4 protein-coding genes are annotated in these 4,700 nt (G+C 45.2%); 2 read left to right on the top strand and 2 right to left on the bottom strand.

What is annotated here, in order from left to right; translation table 11 throughout:
* Positions 1–65 precede the first annotated feature (65 nt).
* Positions 66–1,742, bottom strand: a complete 1,677-nt coding sequence (gene asnB / locus PLE34_RS21645; protein ID WP_324560673.1) for an asparagine synthase B — start codon at positions 1,740–1,742, stop codon at positions 66–68.
* A 213-nt stretch (positions 1,743–1,955) separates the two neighbouring features.
* Between asnB and PLE34_RS21640 the strand changes: the two genes are divergently transcribed.
* Together PLE34_RS21640 and PLE34_RS21635 are read left to right on the top strand one after the other, a co-directional pair.
* The gene (locus PLE34_RS21640; protein ID WP_324560670.1) at positions 1,956–2,645 is read left to right on the top strand and encodes a helix-turn-helix transcriptional regulator; all 690 of its coding nucleotides are present in this window, start codon (positions 1,956–1,958) and stop codon (positions 2,643–2,645) included.
* A 35-nt stretch (positions 2,646–2,680) separates the two neighbouring features.
* Positions 2,681–3,625 carry an NADP-dependent oxidoreductase gene (locus PLE34_RS21635; RefSeq protein WP_324560666.1) on the top strand — a complete coding sequence of 315 codons (945 nt, stop codon included), beginning with the start codon at positions 2,681–2,683 and terminating at the stop codon, positions 3,623–3,625.
* A gap of 24 nt (positions 3,626–3,649) precedes the next feature.
* On the opposite strand, the gene PLE34_RS21630 is transcribed toward PLE34_RS21635, so the two are convergent.
* On the bottom strand, positions 3,650–4,700 hold a 1,051-nt coding region (locus PLE34_RS21630; RefSeq protein WP_324560663.1), incomplete at its 5' end, for a phosphotriesterase family protein.

Genomic DNA, 4,700 nt, shown 5'->3' with positions numbered 1-4,700 from the left:
ATTTGTTATTTGAATTTTATTTGTGATTTGTCATTTGGTTCTTGATGCTTTGTACTCCTCCGGATTTACTTTTCTTCATACGCCATATTGTGCACGCTGGCTACCGCACGCCCCGAAGGATCGTTGAGGTTCTGGAAAGATTTATCCCAGGCCAGCGCTTCCGGCGTGCTGCAGGCCACCGATGGCACCGAAGGCACACAAGCCGCTGCGGCATCCGAAGGAAAATGTTCACTGAATACAGAACGGTAATGATATTCTTCTTTAGACATCGGGGGGTTAATAGGAAAGCGGTACCTGGCATTTGCTAACTGCTCATCCGTAACTTTCAGGGTGGCAACAGTTTTGAGCGTATCAATCCAGCTATAGCCCACACCATCGGAAAATTGTTCTTTCTGACGCCAGGCAATACTTTCCGGCAGGTAATCTTCAAAAGCCTTACGCAGTATCCACTTTTCCATCTTGCCATCTTTGGCCATTTTATCTGCAGGGTTTAAGCGCATAGCCACATCCATAAATTCCTTATCTAAAAACGGCACGCGGCCTTCAATGCCCCAGGCAGCCAGTGATTTATTGGCACGCAAGCAATCATACAAATGCAGCTTGCCTAATTTCCGCACGGTTTCTTCGTGAAACGCTTCCGGATTGGGTGCTTTATGAAAATACAGGTAACCGCCAAACAGCTCATCCGAACCTTCGCCCGACAGCACCATTTTTATACCCATGGATTTAATGATCCGTGCCATCAGGTACATAGGCGTGGAAGCACGGATGGTGGTAACATCATAGGTTTCCAAATGATAGATCACATCTCTTATGGCATCCAATCCTTCCTGTATGGTAAAATGAATTTCATGATGTACAGTACCAATATGTTCTGCCGCTTTTTGCGCCGCGGCCAGGTCGGGCGAACCTTTGAGCCCCACAGCAAAAGAATGCAACTGCGGATACCAGGCAGCCTGTGTATCGCCCGATTCTACTCTTTTAGCCGCAAACTTTTTGGTAACCGCCGCAATAATAGAGGAATCTAATCCACCGGAGAGTAAAACGCCATAAGGCACATCACTCATCAACTGGCGGTGTACCGCGTCTTCAAGCGCTTTACGCAAAACAGCTATATCGGAAACATTATCTTTTACATTCTCATATCGCTCCCAGTCGCGTTTGTACCAGCGCTTCAGCTCATAACCGCCATCTTTACTATGCAAATAATGGCCGGGTAAGAATTCTTTGATATTATTACAAACACCTTCCAGCGCTTTCAGTTCCGAGGCTACATAAAAATTGCCCCACTCATCCCAGCCCATATAAAAAGGGATGATACCGATATGATCGCGGGCAATAAAATAAGAGCCATCCTTTTTGTCGTATAAGGCAAAGGCAAATATGCCGTTCAGGTCTTCCAGGAAATCAATGCCTTTTTCCTGGTATAAGGCCAGGATCACTTCACAATCAGACTGGGTTAAAAATTCGTAACCGGGTAATGATTTCCGAATTTCCCGGTGGTTATATATTTCTCCGTTTACCGCAAGCACCAAGGTTTTGTCTTTTGTATACAAAGGCTGCCTGCCCGACTGGGGATCTACAATGGCCAACCGCTCGTGCGCTATAACAATATTATCATCGCTGTATATCCCTGACCAGTCTGGCCCGCGATGCCGGATCTTTTTTGACATATTAAGTATCCGGGGACGGAGCGATTCTGTACCCGTTTTGCAATCAAATACGCCAACTATGCCACACATAAATATTCGGTTTAATCTATTGGTTAAAAAATTTCGTCAAAAATACATAATTATTTGCGATACAGAAAAAGAAATTTCCTTTTTGATGAAAAATATTCAAAGATTATGGCAATTATTATGAAAAATTTTAAAATATATACCTATGTAGTACTACTTCCGAATGGGTGGGAACTCTTTTGTGCGTAATTTTAATTCCACTAAATCAAAACACAATTGAATCGTATTGACCGGCTCATGGGCATTTTAACCATGCTCCAATCTAAAAAGTTTATGCCAGCGGAACGTATCGCAGAAAAGTTTTCTATCAGCATCCGAACGGTATACCGCGATGTGAAGGCGCTTACAGAAATTGGTGTGCCGGTAAGCTTCGAAACCGGCCGGGGCTATTTCATTGTGCAGGGCTACTTTTTACCACCCGTATCTTTTACCAATGAAGAAGCCAATGCGCTGATACTGATGGAAAGCATTGCCACCCATTTTTCTGACCAGTCCATTCAAAAACACTACGAAACGGCTTTAAACAAGGTAAGGTCTGTATTGCGTGGAAGTCAGAAAGAAAAGCTGGAGCAACTGCAGTCGCAGATAAAAACGGTTACCTCCGCATTTGGCGGAAATAATTTCGCGTATTTATCTGAGATCCAGAACGCCATAGCAACCCAAACCATTCTTAACATAGAATACCAGAACCTGCGCGATGAGGTAAGTTCCCGGGCGGTAGAACCCATAGGACTTGTATTTTACGCCTATAACTGGCATATGATCGCCTGGTGCTGGTGGCGCAATGATTACCGCGATTTCAGGGCTTCACGTATCTTAAAATTATCTTCTGCCGGAACCGCATTCCGGAAAGAAGCGCATACCGACCTGAATGAATACATGAAATTATTACCTGTTAATTACTGATCATACCTTTTGAATGACAATTAAACATACACATTATGAAAGCGTGGGTTTTACAGGAGCCGGGAGGAACGCAAAACCTGGTTTTGAAAGAACTGCCCATTCCGGCAATTGCGGATGGAGCGGTATTGATAGCGGTGAGATCACTGAGCATTAACCCCATTGATGTAAAAACCCGCTCCGGCAGGGGGCTATACAATGCGCTGAAAGATGATAAGCCCTTGATATTGGGTTGGGATGTGTCGGGAGTGGTGGCGGAAGCAGGCAGTGGAGTTACTTCATTTAAAAAGGGAGATGAAGTATTTGGCATGGTTAACTTTCCGGGCCACGGTAAAGCCTATGCCGAGTATGTAACCGCGCCTGCTGCTCATCTTACCATAAAGCCCTCCAATATTTCGCACAATGAAGCTGCGGCAGCTTCACTTGCCGCTTTAACCGCATGGCAGGCCATGCGGGCATTTACTACTATTAAAAAAGGACAAAAAGTGCTGATCCATGCCGCCGCGGGAGGCGTAGGACATTATGCCGTGCAGATAGCCAAATATTTTGGCGCGTGGGTTGCAGGAACAGCTTCTGCAGCAAACAGGGATTTTGTATTGCACCTTGGGGCCGATGAACATATTGACTATAACGCGGCGCCATTAAAAGAACAGGTATCGGATATTGATTTTGTATTGGATACGCTGGGCGGCGACAGCATTGACCGTTCTATAGCAGTGATGAAAAAAGGCGCTACCATCGTTAGCATTCCTTCCGGGCTGAATGAAGCGGTTGCCGGCAAGGCCGCTGCTGAGGGAATACAGGGCTATACCTTTAAAGTGAGATCCGATGGAAGTGATATGAAAGCCATAGCCGGCCTGCTGCAGCAAGGCATTATACAATCGCATGTTTCGCATGCTTTTTCTTTTGTTGATATGACAAAAGCCCATGCGCAAATAGAAACAGGGAGAACAAGAGGAAAGGTAATAGTAACTATGCCGTAAAATAACTTTAACGCAGCCGGAAAACTATGCCCTCCTCACCTTAACCGTTAGCGCTTTGGCCGGGTTAACAGTAAAAACCTGTTGTATTTCATCCGCTGTAAAGCCTTCTTTTCGCAGTAAGGGCAGCAAAGTGGTGAAAACGGTACTATATGGTCTGAAAATACCACCGCCCGGTTCGCCCACATGATACCAGCCGGCATCATGCGATATCAGTGCTTTATGCAATAACCTTTCGGCTTTCATATCCTTCAAAAATTGAACATATTGCTGCACCGAATCATCATGCAGCCCGTCAAAAGAAACCCAGCCTCCTTCTTTTGCTACCCGGATATGGATATCCCTGCTGCTTTCGCTTTGCGCATGGATCCACACCCAGGCTTCAGGACTAACACCCGCGGCTTTAATGATCTTCAATTCTTCGATCGCCGCCGCCCCGTTGCCGGTATGTACGCCAAAGCTGAGCCCTGTTTCCAAATGCGTTATTGCCGCTGCTTCAATGAGCTTTTGCTGTACAGCAGATAACGGATAGGTATCAACGCCCGTTTTGATAAATCCGGGTTTAACGGCCGTGCCTTCTATACCTGTTTCCCATTCGCTTATCCACCTGGCGGCCAGTTGTTTGGCCGAACTGGTATAAGCGTGCTTTGGCAAAAATTTTTCTTTTGCCGCTCCGTAATAACCGGTATTGGATATAATGTGCAGTCCGCTGGTTTTAGATAACTTCTGTAGTAAGGCAACATTTCTCCCCAAATAATTGGGCGTACATTCTACCAGTGTTGTGCAGCCATTTTTTACAGCTTCCTGTAATACAGGCAATGCCTTATTATATACTTCTGTGGCATTATAGCGTGATGTAGTTGTTTTGTCTGCCCCTATAAAATCTACTAATATATGCTCATGCGATAAAGTAAAGCCTGCGTTTGCGGAAGGAATATGCCCGTTTACCGTCATTATATAATCTTCTACGCCGGTTGCCGGCAGCATGTTGCGCAATGGCAGCACATAGGGCGCACATAATAAAAACCCCGAACGGATAAAATCTTTACGATGCATATAATAATTTGAAATTGGAGAT

Origin of the sequence: Agriterribacter sp. (genome assembly GCF_035445465.1) — a bacterium.
In the GTDB taxonomy this organism is placed as follows: domain Bacteria; phylum Bacteroidota; class Bacteroidia; order Chitinophagales; family Chitinophagaceae; genus Agriterribacter.
Note: the sequence above shows the minus strand (reverse complement) of the source record. Positions and strands in the feature narration are given on the sequence as shown.

Excerpts from the sequence above, each read along its gene's own strand:
- PLE34_RS21635 (WP_324560666.1), top strand. The coding sequence starts at position 2,681 with ATGAAAGCGTGGGTTTTACAGGAGCCGGGAGGAACGCAAAACCTGGTT.
- asnB (WP_324560673.1), bottom strand. The coding sequence starts at position 1,742 with ATGTGTGGCATAGTTGGCGTATTTGATTGCAAAACGGGTACAGAATCG.